Source organism: Pseudomonas sp. Pseusp49 (genome assembly GCF_059491875.1).
Genome location: NZ_CP168514.1, coordinates 3,765,015 through 3,784,204, shown reverse-complemented (window position 1 = coordinate 3,784,204; position 19,190 = coordinate 3,765,015). Strand labels below are relative to the sequence as shown.

Annotated in this window: 16 protein-coding genes and 2 pseudogenes; 9 read left to right on the top strand and 9 right to left on the bottom strand. The window is 54.9% G+C overall.

Going from position 1 to position 19,190, the window contains the following annotated elements; genetic code table 11:
- The first annotated feature begins 9 nt into the window (after positions 1 to 9).
- Genes ACEN83_RS16880 through ACEN83_RS16870 form a run of 3 tightly spaced genes read left to right on the top strand, consistent with a single transcriptional unit; the run spans position 10 to position 2,845 of the window.
- Positions 10 to 867: a cache domain-containing protein gene (locus ACEN83_RS16880; RefSeq protein ID WP_495577798.1), complete on the top strand. Its 858-nt coding sequence runs from the start codon at positions 10 to 12 to the stop codon at positions 865 to 867.
- A 32-nt stretch (positions 868 to 899) separates the two neighbouring features.
- The gene (locus tag ACEN83_RS16875) at positions 900 to 1,640 is read left to right on the top strand and encodes an alpha/beta fold hydrolase (protein ID WP_095967296.1); all 741 of its coding nucleotides are present in this window, start codon (positions 900 to 902) and stop codon (positions 1,638 to 1,640) included.
- A complete protein-coding gene (locus tag ACEN83_RS16870) occupies positions 1,640 to 2,845 on the top strand; it encodes an MFS transporter (protein ID WP_495577797.1) in 1,206 nt (401 codons plus the stop codon). The genes ACEN83_RS16875 and ACEN83_RS16870 overlap by 1 nt, the downstream gene beginning before the upstream one ends.
- A 460-nt stretch (positions 2,846 to 3,305) precedes the next feature.
- On the opposite strand, the pseudogene ACEN83_RS16865 reads toward ACEN83_RS16870, so the two are convergent.
- A pseudogene (locus tag ACEN83_RS16865) lies at positions 3,306 to 4,678 on the bottom strand (transposase).
- A 96-nt stretch (positions 4,679 to 4,774) separates the two neighbouring features.
- Here ACEN83_RS16865 and ACEN83_RS16860 point away from each other — a divergent pair.
- Both ACEN83_RS16860 and ACEN83_RS16855 read left to right on the top strand, forming a co-directional pair.
- A pseudogene (locus ACEN83_RS16860) lies at positions 4,775 to 4,928 on the top strand (2,4-dienoyl-CoA reductase); the annotation flags it as partial.
- A gap of 216 nt (positions 4,929 to 5,144) precedes the next feature.
- Entirely contained in the window at positions 5,145 to 5,357 is a 213-nt protein-coding gene (locus tag ACEN83_RS16855) for an AbrB/MazE/SpoVT family DNA-binding domain-containing protein (RefSeq protein ID WP_495577796.1), read from the top strand.
- A gap of 299 nt (positions 5,358 to 5,656) precedes the next feature.
- Here the strand turns inward: ACEN83_RS16855 and ACEN83_RS16850 are convergent, their stop codons facing one another.
- The 4 genes from ACEN83_RS16850 to ACEN83_RS16835 all read right to left on the bottom strand — a co-directional run bounded on the left by ACEN83_RS16850 (position 5,657) and on the right by ACEN83_RS16835 (position 7,776).
- The gene (locus ACEN83_RS16850) at positions 5,657 to 6,166 is read right to left on the bottom strand and encodes an Xre family toxin-antitoxin system antitoxin (RefSeq protein WP_256589594.1); all 510 of its coding nucleotides are present in this window, start codon (positions 6,164 to 6,166) and stop codon (positions 5,657 to 5,659) included.
- 211 nt (positions 6,167 to 6,377) lie between these two features.
- Complete coding sequence (locus tag ACEN83_RS16845) at positions 6,378 to 6,962, bottom strand: DUF6088 family protein (protein WP_495577795.1); 585 nt, start codon at positions 6,960 to 6,962, stop codon at positions 6,378 to 6,380.
- 82 nt (positions 6,963 to 7,044) lie between these two features.
- On the bottom strand, positions 7,045 to 7,269 hold the full coding sequence (locus ACEN83_RS16840; protein ID WP_305887522.1) for a BPSL0761 family protein: 225 nt from the start codon (positions 7,267 to 7,269) through the stop codon (positions 7,045 to 7,047).
- 72 nt (positions 7,270 to 7,341) lie between these two features.
- Positions 7,342 to 7,776 (bottom strand): hypothetical protein, encoded by a 435-nt coding sequence (locus tag ACEN83_RS16835; protein WP_095967292.1) that lies wholly within the window; start codon positions 7,774 to 7,776, stop codon positions 7,342 to 7,344.
- 91 nt (positions 7,777 to 7,867) lie between these two features.
- Here ACEN83_RS16835 and ACEN83_RS16830 point away from each other — a divergent pair, with 91 nt between their 5' ends.
- On the top strand, positions 7,868 to 8,149 hold the full coding sequence (locus ACEN83_RS16830; RefSeq protein WP_495577794.1) for a helix-turn-helix domain-containing protein: 282 nt from the start codon (positions 7,868 to 7,870) through the stop codon (positions 8,147 to 8,149).
- A gap of 771 nt (positions 8,150 to 8,920) precedes the next feature.
- Here ACEN83_RS16830 and ACEN83_RS16825 read toward each other — a convergent pair.
- From ACEN83_RS16825 to ACEN83_RS16810, 4 genes are read right to left on the bottom strand one after another with little or no spacing between them, the layout of a single operon-like run.
- Positions 8,921 to 9,358 carry a hypothetical protein gene (locus tag ACEN83_RS16825; protein WP_495577793.1) on the bottom strand — a complete coding sequence of 146 codons (438 nt, stop codon included), beginning with the start codon at positions 9,356 to 9,358 and terminating at the stop codon, positions 8,921 to 8,923.
- Positions 9,351 to 11,414, bottom strand: coding sequence for an integrase (locus ACEN83_RS16820; RefSeq protein ID WP_495577792.1), 2,064 nt, complete (start codon positions 11,412 to 11,414; stop codon positions 9,351 to 9,353). The genes ACEN83_RS16825 and ACEN83_RS16820 overlap by 8 nt, the downstream gene beginning before the upstream one ends.
- Positions 11,411 to 13,084: a site-specific integrase gene (locus tag ACEN83_RS16815; protein ID WP_495577791.1), complete on the bottom strand. Its 1,674-nt coding sequence runs from the start codon at positions 13,082 to 13,084 to the stop codon at positions 11,411 to 11,413. The genes ACEN83_RS16820 and ACEN83_RS16815 overlap by 4 nt, the downstream gene beginning before the upstream one ends.
- Positions 13,081 to 14,385, bottom strand: coding sequence for a tyrosine-type recombinase/integrase (locus ACEN83_RS16810; protein WP_495577790.1), 1,305 nt, complete (start codon positions 14,383 to 14,385; stop codon positions 13,081 to 13,083). Before ACEN83_RS16810 ends, ACEN83_RS16815 begins: the two co-directional genes overlap by 4 nt.
- A gap of 144 nt (positions 14,386 to 14,529) precedes the next feature.
- Here ACEN83_RS16810 and ACEN83_RS16805 point away from each other — a divergent pair, with 144 nt between their 5' ends.
- From ACEN83_RS16805 to ACEN83_RS16795, 3 genes are all read left to right on the top strand, one after another.
- Positions 14,530 to 15,555 carry a hypothetical protein gene (locus ACEN83_RS16805; RefSeq protein ID WP_495577789.1) on the top strand — a complete coding sequence of 342 codons (1,026 nt, stop codon included), beginning with the start codon at positions 14,530 to 14,532 and terminating at the stop codon, positions 15,553 to 15,555.
- Between the two features lie 348 nt (positions 15,556 to 15,903).
- Positions 15,904 to 16,686, top strand: coding sequence for a DNA polymerase III subunit epsilon (gene dnaQ, locus ACEN83_RS16800; RefSeq protein ID WP_495577788.1), 783 nt, complete (start codon positions 15,904 to 15,906; stop codon positions 16,684 to 16,686).
- A 239-nt stretch (positions 16,687 to 16,925) separates the two neighbouring features.
- Positions 16,926 to 19,181 (top strand): Orn/Lys/Arg family decarboxylase, encoded by a 2,256-nt coding sequence (locus tag ACEN83_RS16795; RefSeq protein ID WP_495577787.1) that lies wholly within the window; start codon positions 16,926 to 16,928, stop codon positions 19,179 to 19,181.
- Positions 19,182 to 19,190: the final 9 nt, after the last annotated feature.

Sequence of the window (19,190 nt, the reverse complement as noted above, 5' to 3'; positions counted from 1 at the left end):
AAAATACCCATGAACCTTTATCGAGCGTTCGCTGCCCTTTGCCTGTGTTTTTTCTCCGTGGCCGGCTTTGCCCAGCAAGAGCCTGCGAATGCCTATGAAGCCGATACGGAACATGCCAAGACCTTACTGGTAAAGGCAGTTACCGAATACAAGGCCAAGGGCGATGCCGCGCTTGCCGAGTTCAGCCGGCAAGGCGCCTATGTCGATGGTGATCTGTACATCTACGTGGTGGACACTTCCGGTGTGATGCTGGCCAGCGGCGGTCCTTCCGTTTCACTGGTCGGCAAACCGGTGATCGGTTTTCTGGACGACGACCTCAAGGCGATGTTCCAGCAAGCCATTTCGCAACCGGACGACGGTGTCGTGCGCAGCGCCGAATACCGCTGGTGGAACTGGCAGCACGCCAAGGTCGAGCGCAAGCGCGTGTTCTATCAGCGAGTGCATGATCGGATCATTTCGGTGGGTTACTACATGCCACGGTCCAGCCCGGAACAGGCGCAACAGCTGCTGGGCGAGATTTCGGGGCACGTGGTCAGCGACGCAAATGCCACCTTCGAGCAGATCAACCAGCACGCCAAGCAATTCAGCCAAGAAGACCTGTATGCCTTTGTGGTGGACTTGAAAACCCAACGGTTCGTCGCTCATGGTTTTTCACCGCGCTTGATCGGTACTGATTTCAAGTCGCTGCGTTCAGTCGATGGCAAGCCTATTGGCGAGGACATCCTCAAGCAAATGAGCACCCATGAGAAAGGTGAAATTGCCTACCAGTGGCGTAACCCCATTACCGGGCAGAACGAATTCAAACGGACTTTCTTGCAGCGGGTGAACGGCTACGTTGTCGCGGTAGGCTGCTATGCGATCAAGTAATCAAGACCGGGGCCACGGCAAGGAGTACGCGCATGACTGATTTGGTATTGCTGCATGGCGGCAATCACGGTTCGTGGTGCTGGGGACCATTTGTGGAGGCATTGAACCAGCAACCCGGCGGCTTCGAGCGCGTGATCACGCTGGATATGCCCGGGTGCGGCAAGAAGCGCGGTCGCGATGTTGTATCCCTGCGACTAGATGACGTGGTCGAAGAGCTGAATCAGGACTTGCGTGTGCTGGGGGTGAACCAGGCTGTATTGCTCGGGCACTCCATCGCCGGGGCCGTTCTGCCGAGGATGGTGCTCGCCGCGCCGCCATTGTTTTCGCACCTGGTGTTCCTGGCCTGTGCGTTGCCCGATGAAGGCCAGTCCATCCTGCAGTTGCTCGGTTCAACCCTGCACGGCAAGAGCCCGGGCCACGTTGGCTGGCCGCTTGACCCTGTGCATTCAACGCCACAGGCAATGGCCGTGGCCATGTTCGGTCAGGATCTGAGCCCGGCAACTCTGGAGTGGCTGCTAGGCGAAGTCAGCCAAGACACAACGCCACTCTGTGTCGCCACAGAGTCGATCAGTCGCGAGGGATACGCTGGAATGATTCCCGCGAGCTACATCCTCACGCAGCGCGACAACATCTTGCCCGTCGACTGGCAGCGCCGATTTGCGCAACGTGCTGGTGCAGGGGAGGTGATCGAGATCAATACCGCCCACGAGCCCTTCGTATCGCATCCGCAGCTTTTGGCGGAAGTCGTACGGGGTATCGAGCGGGCCCGGTGATGGGGGACATCAGCGTTTCAAGCCAGGGCAATGGCAAGGCTATCGGCAGCCATTGGCTGATTCTGTCCATTGTCGGCTTCAATTTTATCTCGTACATGTGCAGTGGCTTACCGTTGGCGGTATTGCCCGGCTTCGTCCTTAATGACCTTGGACTGACCTCGGTATTGGCCGGTGTGGTCATCAGTTCGCAATACCTGGCGACGCTCCTGGCCCGTCCCTTGGCTGGCGCCGTGGCTGATCGCTTGGGTGCCAAATACGCGGTTGTATGCGGACTCATTGGCCTGATGCTAAGCGGCACACTAACGGTGTTCGCCATCGTCCTGCCCACACACCCCTGGTCGACCCTGACGTTGTTACTGCTGGGTAGGCTGGTACTGGGGGCATCCACAGCCATGATCTCTACACCTTGTTGCACCTGGGCGATTGGATTGTGTGGTTCATCCAGTTCGCCACAGGTCATGTCGTGGAACGGAATAGCCGCGTACGGAGGGACGGCGGTGGGCGCGCCCCTAGGCGTGCTGCTCAGCCATTCGCTGGGTCTGTTCAGTGTGGGACTGTGCACCGTTTTGCTGGGTTTGCTTTTTCTGCTGTTAGCAACAGGCAAGCGCCCGGCGCCGATTGTTGCAGGTGTCAGGCTGGCATTTCATCGTGTGTTATTCACGGTCATGCCCAATGGCCTGGTGCTGGTGTGCAGCTCGGTGGGCTTCGGCGGGCTGACGGCGTTCGTGGCGCTGTATTTCGATAGCCAGGGCTGGGACCACGCCGCCTATTGCTTGACTGGTTTTGGCGTGGGCTTCATTTTTGCCCGATTGACTTCGCCCGGATTATTGCAGCTATTTAGGGGCTACAAGGTGGTGGCTGGCTGCCTGCTTGTCCAGACTTTGGGCATGCTGCTGATATGGCTTGCGCCGTCGCCAGCGCTGGCGATTGCGGGTGGCGCGTTGACGGGCGTGGGGGTGTCCTGGGTTTATCCGGGGCTCGGGGTGGAGACCCTGGCGAGCACGCCGACGGCAAACCGCAATTCGGCGCTAAGTGCTCTTTCATTGTTTTTCGATATCGCAGTGGGTATGGCCGGGCCAATCATGGGGTTGATTGCTGTGGGTTTTGGTTATGCCGCCATTTTTCTCTGTGCTGCGCTGATGTCGATGAGTGGGTTTGTGGTAGTGACATACCTGTATTGGCGAGGAACGACGGTACGCAACTAAAGCTCAGGGAGAGGCGTTTCCTGAAGTGTAGGAGTGTTGCGAGGCTAACCTTAGGCGACGCAGTACGAGACAGTTTATCCAGGGCTCGGCGTAAACGCCTTCTAGCACCTGAAATTCCTGTTGATAACATTGTCATCACACCCATAAAAATAAAGGTGACCTGAAACGCTGTTCGTGTGACTGGTTTAGAGGGAGGTGCTGGCTTCGGTCCTTTTTTTGCCGATGGTAAAGTAAGAAGCAAACCTTTATGGCTTTTATCCATTGGTCGGTTGCTGTCTACCGCCAAGGGCTGCAACCGGCCGATTCTGTTGAAAAAGTCGGATTTTCAGCTGGCCCGGACTCAGGCACGGCCACCAGCGGAGAACCTCCTCACCACATTGAGTGGTTTCTCGGCCCTTCGTTGACCTTTGCTGCTCGGTTATTGGGTTGGTGTGAGGGGTTTTGCTTGGTGTAGGCGTACCTAGCCCGTGATCGGTGGCCCTTGAGAGGTAAATTTGGCCAGCCGACGCAGGTTCTGCACCGCAGCGGCCAGCGTGAACTCATCGGTCGCGCCACTCATGCCACGTAGCCGCAGGCGATCCAGTTTCAGGATGCGCTTGAGGTGGGCAAACAACATTTCGACCTTTTTACGTTCGTGGCGAGAGCGCTGATATGCCGGCGTCGCGGCGATGCGCCGAGCCACATCACGAGCGGCTTCATGGACGCTGCGAGCGATCTTGCGCAACGCAGTGTTCGGGCAGCACTTGGCTTTCATCGGACACGTCGTGCAGTCGGTCTGCCGGGATCGGAAGATGATGGTGTTGGCTTTGGTGACGTGTGAGCGCTCGTTCTTGAAGGCTCGCCATTCGCTGTGCAATGGGTTGCCGGCCGGGCAGCGGTATTCCTCAGACTCTTCATTCCAGTGGAAATCGTTGCTCGAAAAACTGTCATTCTTGCGCTCGGTTTTGTCCCACACCGGCACGTGTGGTTCGATGTCTTTTTCCTCCACCATCCAGGCCAGCATCGGCGCGGTACCGTACGCGGTATCGCCGATGAGGCGTTCCGGCTTGATGTCGAACTGCGCTTCGACCCGGTCGATCATGGTCTTGGTGCTCTCGACCTCGGCCGTGCGATGAGCCGGTGTGGGTTCCACATCCACGATGACGCCGTGCTCGGTATCGATCAGATAATTCGTGGAGTAAGCGTAGAACGCTGGGCCGCCCGGAGCGGCCGTCCAGCGGGCTTGAGGATCAGTCAGTGACAAACGCTTCGGCAGCGTTTCGGTCAAAGCCTCGTCATGAGTGCCTCAAGGTATTCACGTACGGCGCGACTGCTCAGGGCCGGATCGCTCCAGTTGATCTGTTCGTCACCCGGTACGCCGCGCTGCGGGCTGGCATCCGCCTTGATGATGCTGGCGTCCACGGCAAACCCTTCGCCCTTGACCAGGCCGGCGTCCATACAACGCCTCAGTACCTCGTTGAACAACCCGCGAAACAGATCGCTGTCCCGGAAACGGCCGTGCCGATTTTTGGAAAAGGTCGAGGGGTTGGGGACTTCATCTTCAAGGCTCAATCGGCAGAACCAGCGATACGCCAGGTTCAAATAGGCCTCTTCGCACAACCGCCGCTCTGAGCGAATGCCGTAGCAATAGCCCACGATCAGCATGCGGATCATCAGTTCAGGATCAATCGACGGGCGCCCAATCGGGCTGTAGAAATCGGCGAGGTGATGACGCAAATCGCTCAGATCGAGACACTGATCAATGCTGCGCAGAAGGTGATTGGCTGGGATGTGATATTCAAGGTTGAACGAGTAAAACAGTCGCTCCTGCCCACTCGATAACGGTCCCATCATGCTGCGTGCATCCCTGCCGGCCGATGCGCGGATTTTTCCGCAGGCCAGACAGGGGAGCTACTTTTTCAACAGAATCGGCCGAAAGCAGTCGTTTGCGTGGCGGTGGTGAAGTTTTAGCTGCGCAAACTCAGTCAGGCGAAAAAGGCCTGATCCGAGCGTTTCACCGTTATGTGCGTTGATTTTGCAGCAGATCGCCACGGCATTTCGCGCGCGGCAGTACCGGAGGTGGGTAGAAAAGTGTTCCATCTGAATTGCTTCCTGTTCAACTCAGAAAGCTATTGGCGCATTCTACATATGCCAGCCCTCTACCGTTGGAGGAAAGTCAGGTTTTGGCCGGGTTCTGCCTGTCGCCAAGGGCCACAACCGAGCAGAAGAAATCATCAGCAGTTAGCATCACGCTTCAACTGGCGAAGAAATTGCGATCATAATGAATCATCCCCGCCAAGACCAAAGTGTGAGTAACATCATGACCGAAGCCCAGCGCTGGACAGTGAAATGCCACGATCCTGCGGATGGAAGCGGTGACGTCATCATTGACTTACCGTCTGACCTACTCGCCAGTTTTGGATTGAGCATCGGCGACGTACTGACCATTGAAGTGATCGACGGAGCGATAGTTCTGACGCCGAAGTCGAGCGACTCAGCTACACCCCGAATCGCGCCGGCGCGCATGACCTAATCTCCAAACGGGCATATGTGAACGGTACAACTGAGCGGCAGCGATCGGGCAGATTTTACGTAGCGACTCAGACTTCAAAGCAGTGGCTACTTTTTTACACAGCTACGGTCGATTGCGGCCCGTCACGACAGGCAGAAATCGGCCAATTTCAGCCAATGCTGACCGGTAGCTATGGGGAAAGGGCGGGATTTTACCCGCCCCAATTTTTTAGCTCCGTACGAACGCTAGCCTGACCCCATCTGAAGAGAATGTAGATCTTCAGCTGGAGTTGGCGGAGCGCTTGCAATCCGATTCAAATTCTAGACAGTACCTCCCCATTCCAGCGCCTGAAGTACCCGACGAACCTGCTTGCCTCCGATTTCAGTTCCACAGAGCATGACCGGCGTATCTCCGCCGAGGGCATTGTTTGGTTTAGACATCCAGCATGCGGCCGCATTTCTGTTTTGGAACACCCTTTCAGCTAAAAGACAAACAAAGGCAACTCGATCTAGCCGTTCTGATGCGATGGAGTTGAGGGGCATTTGTTCACGGCTACGTCGCTTGAGTGTGGAGATTGACGAGTCGAGGAGCTGCTCCAAGCTGCATTTCTGAAGCACAAAGGCTATGCGAACCACTTGTAAAAGCTGAGAGGAAAAGCCTGCTTTGATCTGAAGCAGCCGCTCTGAATCTTCGAGCGATACGCAATTGGTGCTGAAATCCCAAAATACGGCGATCGCGGCGTTGCGCAATTCGGCTTTTTTATTTACCTGACGATTAGCAGTGGTTTGGGTGTTCATCAGTTCGGAATAGGCGAGCAACGGGACGCTCAAATGAGAGTCTGCGGGGGGAGGTGACAGTGAACCGTCACCAACAAATCCCACAGCACAGGAGGCAAGATTAGCAGGGCACACCGATCTCGTAAATTCGGGGCAAATCCCGTTTTTTGCGTGCCTGGCGCTGAGCAGTCTTTGAAGAGTTCATCGCGTCTCCATTGTAAAACCAGGTGAATCCAACAGAGCGTACACTTGGGACCAAGTGGATTTAAATAGCTTGACGAAGCGCGACCTGCATCCAGACGGGAACATCACTGTCTGCGAGTTGCTTGAATTCATACGGGGTCATCTTGGCTTTGATACTGGTTATGACGGTGTCATTCAGACCTTTTTTGCCTAAGTAGAAGAGGGCGCAAAGTGCTAATCCAACGTGGGTCCCGGCATGCTGCAGTTTCCTAGGGGAGACGTGGAGCAAGCGTATATGCCTCGCCCCAACTTTCACCTGGCGACTCGCACCGCTCGTGTAAAAAACTGGTTTGATTTGCATCTGGGTACTCAACCCGAAAGCCCTGACCGCTTCTGCACCATGCACCTGAATAATCTCGCGATTACGTCTAGCGATTATTCGGAGAACTGATTGGGTACTTGGTCGCACATAACCAGCAAAATGACTGAGCTTTGGTCGCATATAAATACCGCGACTCAATCGCTCCAACTCACCTGATGCAGCTAGGCGAGATAAGGTTTTGGCCACAGCTGTGCGGGAACCTGCGTCAACAAATCGACCGATGCCGAATGGCTGCCCTTTGGGGGTGTACTTGATGCGCTTGACGATATTGGCGGTAACAGACATACCACTCACCAGTGTTGAGCGAAAAGCTAGCAAGTTCTTGCCTTTTTCAAAGGCTTAGCTGTCGAGACGGCGTCGCGGGGATTTAGACATATCTACCTTCAGTCGTAGAGCTCAAGAAGGGCGGAGTGAGCCGATTCGTCATTTGCTCTTCCACTTTTCCAGCTAGCAAAACCTCATTTGAGGTGGGGTAATGACGCAAGAGCCGCCGAGCCTCGTTGCGTATGGACTCGGGCAACGCTTGGTCATGGGATAGATCAACCAGAAAGTCTCGGGCCTGAATTATCGATCGCGTACGTTCATGCGGCATTGTCATCATTGACTCCTTAGGTAGGGGAACAAATAACGCCACCGCCAGCACATCCCGGAGAAGCGCTCGATGTCAGTCGCGCTTTCTTTTGACGGCTGGGAACAAAACCCTAACGCTTTTTAGGTCCACCTCGGTGTTCACACCCAAGTGTGAGTAGGTTCGGTCAGGAACCCTGAAAAGCGGCACCCGCTCACCCTGTTGATTAATCGCCTCACTTGCCTCAAGGAGCGGCTCCATTTTCCATTGGCCGGTTTCATTTACAAAACCTGGAGTTACGTACTGAATGGAACGTACCCGAAAGGACTCGTGTTGGACCTTGAGAATGTCTTTCAACGCCTCAAATGAGGACACCATGAGCATTTCTCCGACGAATTCCTTACCGTATCGAACGTGGGCTTCGAGGTAAAACCAAGGGATCATGACCGTCTGCCGCATGAACGGACGCCCCAGAAAATCGGCATTGAAAAGGCTGGAAATGATCGTCGGCCCTTCATGATCCTTGCTCATCGCTGGTACCTCAGTATTTCGAATGCACAATATATGTTGTAGTCATATATTGCGCAATGTCGCCTTATCGTTCCTTTTGTGAGAAAGCAAAATGGAACTGAAAGAAGCATTTGGGGCGACGCTCCGGCAGGCCCGCCTTCAGAAAGGCCTGACGCAGGAACATTTTTCGTTAGTGAGCAGCCGCACAAATGTCAGTTTGCTCGAGCGAGGGGGCACCAGCCCGACGCTGGTGAAGCTCGAGGAGTTGTGCAGTGTTTTGGGGGTTCATCCCGTCAGCCTAATTACGGCGTGTTACATGCGAAAGGAAAACATCACGGATCTCAAAGCGTTTCTAGCTCAAGTGCGGAAAGATTTGAAAGCCATTGATTCCTGAGAAACAATTGAGCGTAGGTACCGTGACGTACCAGATCTTCGTGACCCAGGAAAAGGTTAATTTTGCTTGTGATGGGAAGCTGGAAGGTGTTCGGCGCCCCATCGCAGCGAAACATGCATTGGTCCGATTAAACCGGGTTTTGCAGGAGCAACCCAAACCTGGACTGCGCCAATGCAAAAACAGGTTAGCGAAAAGGACGGGGATAATAGGCGGGGCGGAGTTGCAGTTAAGTGGGGAAAACGTGGTTCCTGCACCGTTACAGATGAGAGTGCGGCACCGAACGTGAGGACAGGCTGACGCTACGATCCAGAACAGCACTTACGAGGTGCCTCAGTTATGCGTACAACCTTCAGCTGTAGCCAAGTTCGCCGGCGGCTCCGCCGCCTTTTTGCGCTGGTCGCCCAAGGTCACAGATTCGTCATAACTAAGAACGGACGAGCTATTTGCCGGTTAAAGGGTACCGAAACGAATCACGTCGCTCATGGTTAGAGCCTACCCAGCAATGAGCGGGCGCTCATTGATGCGCCTGCTGCCCCGTGAAAACGTACTTCACGTAAGCGCACAGATTTGCCGGGACCAAGCCCTGCATTACAGCATTATCCGCTGGCTAGCGCAGGCTGCGCGATTTGATTAAGAATTTGTCATTTTTGGTCACTAAGGCTGGGCTCGCCGCTCTAAGCAATTTGTAGCCAGAGATCGCTAGGCAGGTGTTACCACCTTCCCACGGTTGCTGCCTAATTCCTAATATTACCAATGAGGATCGTCGACTGCTTATACGTTCTTGAGTTTTCTCTGCGGTTCACGGATCGCTGGGAGAGGAGCCATCAGGCGCTCCCGTGAAAGACCCGCGAGTGTGGCGTTATAAATCAGTCGGTTTGCCATCTCGGCCATTTTGGACAGTTCGGCTTTCAATGCGTCGTTTTCTGTCTGGAGCCGGGTGATCTTTTTCATGGCATCCAGCGTGCTCCGCGGCTTTGATACCGCCTGGAGTTTTTGTTTCTCGAGCTTTAGTTGCTCTTTCTTGGCCTTGTAAGCGACCTTTATAACCATTTTTTTGTCGAGTGCTTGGCGTGTCGGCGGGCTCTCCCACCCCAATATAACTTGCGCGCCGATGCAGGCTGCGTTCCAGTCCAGCGTATGTCCTTCTGGCCAATTGCGAATCATCTGTACGATTTTTCTTTCATGCTGCTGGGTGATTGTCTTAGGCATTATCGGAACTCCGAAGAAGGTCAAGGCAAGCGAGCAGATCATCGCCGTAGGTGATGCCCAGCTCACGTCTGTCTAACAGCCTCACCCCTGCGGCTTCGGCCTTCTCGGAGACAATCACCTTTTCATGGCTGAAGTCTTCTCCGGCCATTTCGATAGGACTGCCGTCAGGGAGGTCGGGGTTGTGCAAAATGGTCAGCAGTTGATCGAGTCGTTCGATCTGCGGCCCTGTCTTTTCCGTCCAGCGCGATGCAGCCCGTTCGCCGTTCGCTATCGCCTGTTGGGCTGCCGTGTATGTTTGGAGGAGGTTGTCCCGATCCGTTTTAATGATTTCAGCGGCGATCTTGTCGCCCTTGCACATCAGCAGCTCTGAGCAATTGAGACAGTCGGCGAATTTGTTGCACGGTCCGGCTCGCCAACTACGACGGCAGATGCCGTAGCGGCTGCGATGGAATGGGCCTTGGTTGTAGAGTTCAGCTTCTTCGTCGGTGACTGGCTTCAGGGGCTCTTGCTGCTGCGTTGTCCTGAGCACGACTGCCCCTTTGGCGGCAGCAATGGTCGGGTTGTCGTGCAGATAAGTACGAGTTTGCTTGGTGGTGGCGCGACTGCTCCACTCGGTGAGCACCTCTACGGAGATGCCTCTGCTGCGTCCCATCCTGTTGAGTAGATGGCGGAGGCTGTGTGATTTGAACTTGCTTGTCTCGTAGCCGTGCCGGGCGAAAAAATTCATTGACTCCACACTTTTTTTACCGGTCTTGAAGCGCCCGGAATAAAAGCCCCCATCAAAGGGCGCTAGCAGCACGGGGCTTGTGCTGGACCTTGTTGCCAGTTGAAAGCGGCGAAAGCACAGAAGGGACTTGGACATTTTCAATGGCGGCTGAGTCGAGCTATCCGGGACCTCCTGGTAAGGGAAGTGTGGGTTGAGCGCGCGGTGCTCCGTCAGTACTAGTTGCCACAAGGCGTCCAGAGTAAAGCCAGTCAGCGCATAGGAACCGGTGTGCCTTTTAATGAAATTTTCGCAGCTACCTTTGCTGGAAAACCCCAGCGCTTGCGCCACCTGTTCAGGCGTCATTATCTGATCGTCAGCGATATTGGGACAGTCTGCATGACGGTAAAACTTCGTTGGATTGGTTTCCATGTAAAACGCTAGGCGACGCCCCTCCTCGGTGATTGCGCTCAGCCGCCTGACCGCTTCCTCTGTAACTTCGGCCATTGTGCGGGGGACGGGCTTGCGAGCGAATTGCCGGGTCTTCGGTACCCAGTACGCAAGGTAGTGCTGGCGATCTCCGTTCCTGTCGCTGTCATCGCGCAGGCAGTCGATGCGAAAGCGCAGGGATTCGCCAATTCGCACGGGCGCGCTCATCAGAAGCCCGGTAATGCAAGTCACCATGACATCGGAGTCTTCCTGCGTTTCAGTTGTGCCTCGAGAAAAAACTTCGGCAATGGCCAGCAATGCATCCTGGTCGGGTATCTTCTTCGCCTTGACTTCATCCGGTGCCCTTGCGCCATTGGCAGCTTCGTAGCTGTGCTGGCCCACGTAGGGGTGTCTCCAGAACCGCGGTTCGACGGTCAGGATGCACAGGTCCGCTAGCGTTTTTAGGATGTCCCGCATTACGTCGCAAATAGTCTGGCGGGCCGCGGAAGGTTCAAGGGCGCCGACTGCTCTCTCCCAGTGCCGTTGGTCGAACCTAGTTAAATCCGGCACTTCCATGTCTAAGCGTAAGGCGAATTCCATTACGCGAAGCGCACGCATTTCATGGCCTATGCCTTTGTGTGGACGCAGCGTATGCCTGTAGCGCAGGTAGGCTTTGGCTCCCTCCATAAAGGTCGGGTGCATGAGTTGATGTGGTTCGATGGGCTTGCTGTGATGCAGGTTGCTGTGTTCAAAGTTAACGAAGCGAACGCCTCCATGCGTCGTTGGCCATCTGTTCGCGTCCCAGGCAAAGCCATGCAGGGTAGACCAAAGTGTCAGATGATGGTGGGCCAGGGTGATAAAGTCATTGAGGTTCTGCTGAGCAGACAACTGGTAGTTTGGTGTGAACCGGATTACCTGACTCAAAACTTTATCTCCCGTTCGGCTTTGCGGGCGTTGCAGCGCACAATGCAATTTTCGATGGCGCGAATGTCAGATGACAAATCAATGGGAATCAGCAGGATTCGCTGGCCGCCGATCTTAAGCATCTTCTCCTCGGCGGTCTGTCGCTGCTGCAGTGCCTCCAATACCTCATGGTGTGGTGCATCGACTAGCGGTTCGAAATGCTTGCAGCGATAGCAGGGGATGGGTACGGAGGTTGTGGCGCAGAAACTATGCTTTCCGCAACGTCCTACACTCTTAAGCTCACCAGCCCGGGAGAACTCCAGCTTGCTGGTAGGGTCGCTGGCTCTTTTGGCCTCATTCTCTGAATCAATTAGGGCTCCGGTAAAAGCCATTACCAGCGGCGCCAATGCCGGCGACATTGCTTCATCGAGTTCTCGTGCCTGCTCGGCGGGATCGTTGTAGTAGGCACCCAACGACTTCTCAGACGTGTGGCCAAGCCAGTTAGAGAGTACGTGCTTGGGCACACCCTGTCGGGCGAGCTGGCGTGTTCGCGTATGGCGCATCCGCGTCGCGGTGACAACCATTGTCTGGCCGGTACGAAGGCTGACCGGCAGCTTAGGTCGCAACGACCTTGATAGGCGATCTGCTCCGTAGCTGCAATTAGGTGTGTTGTTTGTCCAGTTGATTATACTTATTACATAACCTTTGCGCAGATGAAAAAGTTTGCTATCTAAATTGTCAAGTATGTTGAGCTGGTACTTGTCTTCAATTATTTTGCGAGCTTCTTTTATTCGAATTTCGCTGCAAAAAAGCGGCAGATTGTTTAGTTGGGTATCAGAGAGTGAAAGGCCTAGAGTGTATTCATAGAGTGCCTTGACTTCTTGGCGTTGCACTTGGCACATCTTCCAAAGATGATCGGCCAGTGGGTGAGGCTCAAATTTGCTGTCACGAAAATCAGTTTCGGCGGTGATATCCTTGACGCCTGGAAAGTTTATGATACGCCCTTTGAGACCTTGACTGTCGGAGCCGTCGCTTTCACAAATGTCAACAATTTTGAGTAGTGCGATCTGTCTGGGTCTTCGCGAATATTGCATTGAAAGTAGCTTGATAAGTGTCACTTGCGTGCCAGAGATGCCATTGTCATAGTTGTCCCAAACGGCGCTTAGCAAACTGTCATATTCCGAGTTGGTGAGCCAGCTTTTTTCAGGGTCGTCAGAGAGCACATTGCGCGGCCCGTTGCGGCGTGCGGCAGTATCAATCAGCAAACGCAATGCATCTGGACTGATGGCCGTGCTGTCGTGTTCCTGCCAGTGTAGAAAAAACTGCGCAATTGGGTGTTTGTATCTATGGAACGAAGAGTTGGCCAGCGCCCGCGAAATCCAGTCGGAATCAATGGTGCTGGTGGGGATTGCCTTGAACACTGTCTTCAGCGTTGCGAAGAAACCAGATAAACTATTGGGTGAGTAGTTGCCTAGCTTCGAGAATGAAATGATCTGTTGTTTGAATGACGCCTTGAGCGAGGGACTTAGCTTCGACATGGCTTCGGTCATTTTGTTTCGTCCTTGGCCCATATGTACGAGATCATCACCTTCCCAATAATAGCTATCAGTCCACTGTTCTGGGCGTTCAGTTCGCTGGAGATCAACTTGAAGAAAAGTTGCCGCTTCCTTCAAGCGGGGTTTATTATTCATGCAGTAATCCTTGCCGTATCGGAAGCGATTTTCAGGCCAATTTCATGTGATTTTTCTTCGATATGCCGGCGGTTATAAAGTAGTGACATTGGCGAGTCTGGCGCCCAGCCCATTAGTTGCTCCCTCAATGTGCGCTCTTCCTCAAAAGGGATGCCCTCGATATCCACTTGCTTCGAAAAACGGTAATTCCAATCGTGTCGAAGTAGGTGAGGATGAAGTTGCATGAGGGCTCGAAAGGATTGCTTGAGGTTGGCAAGTCCTATACCGAATGCTGTTTTGGGGAGTGCTTGACCCTGGCTGCGTCCGCCACGATGGACAACGAAAATAAAGTCTTCATCCGAAAACCCGACTTTTGGAACCTCTGCTCGCCAGTTGTCTCTATATTCCCTTAGCTGATCTTCGAGGCCTTCCGATATCGGGACTCTGCGCCCCAACGTTTTGGCAACTGGTTGATGAAGACGGTTGTCGACCACGTCGTGGTGGTTACGGCCGATTTCTAGGTAGGCGCTATCACCGCCGCCTGCTTCAATGAGGTTTTTGAGCTTTAGGCTCAGCAGTTCACCGATTCGCATGCCCGTTTCGTAAACAACACGTAGCATCACTACATTGCGCAGTCTCGGCGCCAAATCTTGCGGTTGCTGAATGCCCGCAAAGGGACGTTCGAACAATTCCAGTAACTGGTTGCGGGCCTCGGCAGATAATTTCGCCGCCAAAATACGTTGTTCACATCCGGACTTTGACCCGGCTTTACGTCTCTTTTTTCCTAGCAACATCTTTTCTTGCTCTTCAACAGCATCCCTGATGTCGCGCGTGTTGGAGTCAGTGATGATTTCTTGTGCTAGCCAACGTAGATACATAGCAGCATAGGTTACGTAGGTGTTGTACTTAGGGTTGCTGATCACACTTCCCCGACTGCCCAATTTGCTGGCACGCAGATAGTTCGCTAGGTCATCAATCTGCATTGCGCTGAGAAATCTGCGGCTTTGGAAACATATAGCTAGATCGATATTTCTAGTGGATTCCCACTCGCAGATTCGCTTGATCACAGCTAGGTAAACCTTCTGGGTCTCGTGCGTAGTGGAGGCACGGACCGAGCGGGCGATAAAGGCGGTTGGATAAAAGAGGGGGAGGCCGGGTTTGTTAGTTTCGTAGAGCTGAGAGAATCGTTCGCCGTTGTTCGCAATGAAGGTTTTGATGGTGTAATTCATGTTGTTATGTCGAATATTCATTCTGCTCCCAAGCGGCAGGTACAAGTAGGCCTTGCCTGTCACGATGAATGCAATTCTAGGATGAATGGGCATGCGGCCCACTCTTCAACCGGGAGGGGGCGCAGGATACGGCTATCGGCGTTGCTAAAGCTGAATGGTAGTCACGCTGGCAGTATTGAACCAGTCGTAGAATTAGGCGTATTTTTACTGTATCTGATGCCAGCTGAGTAAGTAAAAATGAATGATTTTCAAAGAGTTAATCAGCTTTATCTCGATTTTCTATCAGAAGCGCGTATCCGTGAGGGGCATGGGGCCTCCGAGTGGTCCGAACCGCTGAAAAGCCTTCGCATCCGATACTGGTTCGAAGTGCTACGCCAGCGCACTGCGCTAGATAATGCCTACCAGATGGAAATGTACTTTGAGCCCGAGTCGTTTGTGCGAAATCCTGATGGTTCCATTCGGCACTACAAGAACAAATGGGCTCTTTATAGGAAAGGGAAGAATTTCCCTCGGGAAACCCTGCTAGAAAAAGTTGAGGAGAAAATTCCTGGCTCGACACGGGAGTTGCACCACCCGCTGTGGTTAGTGCTGGATCTTGAAAATACACAAATCATGGGGGGCGATGCGTTCTTGCACCAGTTAGCCCCTGCAGTTCGGGACATCCTTTTTATGCCTGCCCAAGAAGGAATGCTCGGTTACTCATTGCGGGTACCTGTGACAGAACTGGTACTGGAAAAGCTGGAGCGCAGGGCTTGTCTGGATGTGTTAGCCGGCCTGACATGGCTGCTACGTGAAGCAGCAAAGCGGCAGAGTGTGGATGCCGTAATGATTGGCCATGCTTTACACAACGTGCTGACCATGATGGCTCTGGAGTTGTATGCGCTAAAGATTGCCCTGCCGCTACTGCAGTTGTTCATTGATCGCATTCTTCCATTGGGGCTTTCGTCTCATCTTCGGTTGGGAATGAGCCCGATCGATTATATGCATACTTCCGGACATCTTAATCGACTGATCTATACAACGCCAAAAGGTGGCCGAACGCTCAATTGGATAACAAAAGTCAAAATCATGCAGCAATTATTACAAGGCAAATTCGGTGTTGACGTTCGTTTTGCTATGCGTCAGAAATTGGAACTCGATAATGCTGGTGTAGAGGTTCCTGTTGACATTGTCAGTGCCCATGATCGAACTAGTAAGTTGAATGCATGGGGCTGGCTTTGCGTACAGACAGGCCTGCGGTTGCCGCTTCCATCATTCAAGTAACTTTAAGTGTGTGGCTTTCATCTTGCGGTTGATCCAATCGGCATACGTTGGCGATCTTCCTGGCGAAGTGCTAGGAATAGTGATTTTTTGACTCTACAAGGTGGAAGTTCTTGAGTTTTGGGCTCAGCCCGCTCGGTTCCCAAAACTCTTCCGGCAGTTACTACGTCGTCCGATCATCTCTGACGCCGAAATCGCTATCTGCTTGTGATGCTCCGCCACTAATGGAGCACTTACACATTGGCGCACTTGAGTGGAAGGTAAATGGTGGTTTACACCTGAGCATTGGCCATTGAGATTGCTTTCATGTGATGTGGTAAGATCCGGCGCGTGTTTAAAGGCGGATATGCAATGACGGTTTACAAAAAACCTGCTGACAGGTCAGTAGTACTCGACACCGAAACCACCGGCATGCCGGTGACCGACGGCCACCGGATTATCGAAATCGGTTGTGTCGAGTTGATCGGCCGACGCCTGACGGGCCGGCACTTTCACGTGTACCTACAGCCCGATCGCGAAAGTGATGAGGGCGCCATCGGCGTCCACGGTATCACCAACGAATTCCTCGTGGGCAAGCCGCGTTTTGCCGAGGTGGCCGAAGAGTTCTTCGAGTTCATCAAGGGCGCGCAGCTGATCATCCATAACGCGGCGTTCGACGTTGGCTTCATCAACAACGAATTCGCTCTGATGGGGCAGCAGGATCGCGCGGACATCACGCAGCACTGCACGATCCTCGACACCCTGATGATGGCCCGGGAACGTCACCCGGGTCAGCGCAACAGTCTCGACGCCTTGTGCAAACGCTATGGCGTCGACAACTCCGGCCGTGAACTGCACGGCGCCTTGCTCGACTCCGAGATTCTCGCCGACGTCTACCTGACCATGACCGGCGGGCAGACCAGCCTGTCCCTGGCCGGTAACGCCTCCGATGGCAATGGCTCTGGTGAAGGGGCGGACAATTCGGCCACCGAAATCCGTCGTTTGCCGGCGGACCGCCAGCCGACGCGCATCATCCGCGCCAGCGAAGACGACCTGGCCCGCCACGCGGCGCGCCTGGAAATCATCGGCAAATCCGCTGGTGCCCCGGCGTTGTGGGTGCAGTTGGCAGAGGCTGAGGCTGAGGCGCAGGCGTAGCCCCCCCATTTTGCAAACATTGCTTTTGTGGCGAGGGGGCTTGCCCCCGTTCGGCTGTGAAGCAGTCGTAAATACATCCTCTGCGGTTTATCTGGAAGAATGATGGGACCGCTTCGCGCTCCAACGGGGGCAAGCCCCCTCGCCACAAAGTGGTGCATCCCGCTCGCCACTTGCGCTGCAACACTCTACCCTGAGGTGATTGGCAGGCTCTGGTCTGCCGCCTCAGGACACTGAGCCTCATGTATAAAGATTTGAAATTCCCGGTCCTGATTGTCCATCGCGACATCAAGGCCGACAGCGTCGCCGGCGACCGCGTGCGGGGGATTGCCCGGGAGCTGGAGCAGGAAGGCTTCAGCGTCGTTTCGGCGGTGGACTACACCGAAGGACGACTGGTGGCGTCGACCTACCATGGCCTGTCCTGCATGTTGATAGCGTCCGAGGACGCCAGCACCCATTCCCATTTGCTGCAAAACATGGCCGAACTGATCGGTCTGGCGCGAGTGCGTGCGCCGGATCTGCCGATATTCGCCCTGGGCGAAAAAGTGACCCTGGAAAACGCGCCCGCCGATGCCATGGCCGAGCTCAACCAGTTGCGCGGCATTCTTTACCTGTTTGAAGACACCGTGCCTTTTCTTGCCCGGCAGGTAGCCCGCGCCGCGCGCAAATACCTCGATGGCCTGTTGCCGCCGTTTTTCAAGGCCCTGGTGCAGCACACCGCGGATTCCAACTATTCCTGGCATACCCCCGGTCACGGCGGAGGGGTGGCGTATCACAAGAGTCCGGTCGGGCAGGCGTTCCACCAGTTTTTCGGGGAAAACACCCTGCGCTCGGATCTTTCGGTGTCGGTGCCGGAACTCGGCTCCTTGCTCGATCACACCGGTCCCCTGGCTGAAGCCGAGGCCCGTGCAGCGCGTAATTTCGGCGCCGATCACACCTTTTTCGTGATCAATGGCACGTCCACGGCCAACAAGATTGTCTGGCACTCGGTGGTCGCTCGCGATGACCTGGTGCTGGTGGACCGTAATTGCCACAAGTCGGTGCTGCACTCGATCATCATGACCGGAGCGATCCCGCTGTACTTGTGTCCGGAGCGTAATGAACTGGGGATCATCGGCCCGATTCCCCTGAGCGAGTTCAGTCGCGAATCGATCCAGGCCAAGATCGACGCCAGCCCGCTGACCAAGGGGCGTGCGCCGAAGGTCAAGCTTGCGGTAGTGACCAATTCGACCTATGACGGCCTCTGCTACAACGCCGAACTGATCAGGCAGCAACTGGGCAACAGTGTCGAGGTGCTGCACTTCGACGAGGCCTGGTACGCCTATGCGGCGTTCCATGAGTTTTTTGCCGGGCGCTACGGCATGGGCACGTCCCGTGATGAAGACAGCCCGTTGGTGTTTACCACCCATTCCACCCACAAGTTGTTGGCGGCCTTCAGTCAGGCGTCGATGATTCACGTGCGAGATGGCGGCGCGCGGCAACTGGACCGGGATCGCTTCAACGAAGCGTTCATGATGCACATCTCGACCTCGCCGCAGTACGGCATCATCGCCTCGCTGGATGTGGCTTCGGCGATGATGGAAGGGCCGGCCGGGCGTTCGCTGCTGCAGGAAATGTTCGACGAAGCCCTGAGTTTTCGCCGGGCACTGGCTAACTTGCGCCAGCACATTGCCGCTGATGACTGGTGGTTTTCGATCTGGCAACCGCCGTCGGCGGAAGGCATCGAGCGGGTCGTCACCGAGGACTGGTTGCTGCAGCCTGAGGCCGACTGGCACGGCTTTGGCGGAGTGACCGAGGATTATGTGCTGCTCGACCCGATCAAGGTCACGCTGGTGATGCCGGGGCTGACGGCCGGTGGCGCCCTCAGCGAGCGCGGGATTCCGGCGGCGGTGGTCAGCAAGTTCCTTTGGGAGCGCGGCCTGGTGGTTGAGAAGACCGGGCTGTATTCGTTCCTGGTGTTGTTCTCCATGGGCATCACCAAGGGCAAGTGGAGCACGCTGCTCACCGAATTGCTGGAGTTCAAGCGCAGCTATGACGCCAACGTCAGTCTGGCCAGTTGCCTGCCTTGCGTGGCGCAGGAGAATGTCGCGCGGTATCAGGGCATGGGTCTGCGTGATCTGTGCGATCAGTTGCATGCCTGTTATCGCAGCAATGCCACCGCCAGGCATCTCAAGCGCATGTACACGGTACTGCCGGAAGTCGCGATGAAGCCGGCGGACGCCTATGATCAATTGGTGCGCGGTGAAGTCGAAGCCGTATCGATCGATGCGCTGGACGGACGGATCGCCGCGGTGATGCTGGTGCCGTACCCACCCGGCATTCCGTTGATCATGCCGGGTGAGCGCTTTACCGAGTCGACCCGCTCGATCATCGATTACCTGGCGTTTGCCCGCACGTTCGATAGCAGTTTCCCGGGGTTCGTTGCTGATGTGCACGGATTGCAACACGAAGATCAGGGCAGTGGGCGGTGCTACACCGTCGATTGCATCAAGGAGTGAGGACCTTTC